1 protein-coding gene is annotated in these 1,385 nt (G+C 67.4%); it reads right to left on the bottom strand.

Annotated features, from left to right (window positions below; translation table 11 throughout):
- Positions 1-19 precede the first annotated feature (19 nt).
- Positions 20-1,129 carry an IS110 family transposase gene (locus AB0M03_RS39630; protein ID WP_363501704.1) on the bottom strand — a complete coding sequence of 370 codons (1,110 nt, stop codon included), beginning with the start codon at positions 1,127-1,129 and terminating at the stop codon, positions 20-22.
- Positions 1,130-1,385: the final 256 nt, after the last annotated feature.

Genomic DNA, 1,385 nt, shown 5'->3' with positions numbered 1-1,385 from the left:
CGGACTCGAAGCTCTCTTGTCAACCGGTCGCGGGGAGTGAGCTTGGCGAGGCGCGTCGGCGGGCTTCGTCCTTCCACATGTGGCGGATGATCACGTTCGCGAGTTGACGCTTGTGGGCCCGGCGGGCCTCGCGCTTCGTCTTGTTCTCCGAGATTTTCCTCGTGACGTAGGCGCGTGCCGGCTCGTGGCATCTGACCTGGGTGACGTGCACGATGTGCAGGATCGAGTTCACGTTTCGGTTGCCACCGACGTCGAGACGGTGCCGCCGTGCCGGGCCGTGGCCTTCGCCGGACGACAGGGCGATGGGGGCGGATCCGCACCAGCGGGCGAACTGCGCCTCGGTGGTGAACCGGCAGGGATCGCCGACCTCGACGAGCAGGCTCATCGCAGTGACTGGGCCGATGCCACAGAGCTCCGTGAGAGTGCACCCGAGCCGCCCCAGTAGCGGTGGGATCTTCTTGTCGAGGGTCTTGATCCGGTTGGTCAGGACGCGGATATCGTCCAGGGCGGCCTGCAGGCGGTCCAGTCGCACCTGGTCAACAGTGGCGAGTCCGTCCCACTGGTCCGCGAAGACCTCGAGCGTTTCGAGCTGCGGCAGCACCCGGCTGGTCGAGGGCAGCAGCGACCGGATGCTCAGGGGAAGCGAGACCAGGACCGCCTCCGCTTCCGTGAGGTGGCGCACGCGCTGCAGGATCAGCGAATCCCGCCAGTCGTGGACCGCGGTGAGCTCCTCCCAAGCCGCTTCGGGGGCCGCATGCTTGCCGGCGGGTGGCAGCCGGGGATCGGCCAGCGTCTCGCGCGCGATCGCCTCGGCGTCCTCGATGTCGGTCTTGGCGCGACGACGGCGCCTTCGGCGTTCGGCTGTGCGGTTCGGCTGCACCTCACGGACGTCGTATCCGGCCGCGGACAGCGCCACAGTCAGGGGCTGGCCCAGCGCGGCGGATCCTTCGACGCCGATCCGATCGATAACCAGCTCAGTGTCGGTGAGGAACTCCAGAAGCTCTCCGATTCCTTCGGGGCTCACCGGGAACGAGACGACACCCACGAGACCTCCGAGGTTGTCGACCACTGCCAGGGTGGCGCTGTGCTTGTGCGGGTCTATGCCGCCCACGCCGCGTCGTGCGTCCAACTTCGCTGCCTTCCGAGGGAAACCGGCTACGGTGAGAGCGTGGGCCTCGTGGTGTCGGCAGATCTGGGTTGAGTCGGACAGGCTCTCTTCAAGCCAGGCACTCGAGGCCCGCGCTCACGGAACCGCCCGACACTTCGAATCCAGGGCAACCCTCAGGTGCCAATCGCGTTCAGAGTCAGGGCGGACCGTTTCGAGCGCCGGCCGGGGGAGCAACTCCCCGGCCAGTGGCAGAAGTACAACACCCAGATCGCGTTCG

Source organism: Kitasatospora sp. NPDC051914 (assembly GCF_040680995.1).
Lineage (GTDB): Bacteria > Actinomycetota > Actinomycetes > Streptomycetales > Streptomycetaceae > Kitasatospora.
Note: the sequence above shows the minus strand (reverse complement) of the source record. Positions and strands in the feature narration are given on the sequence as shown.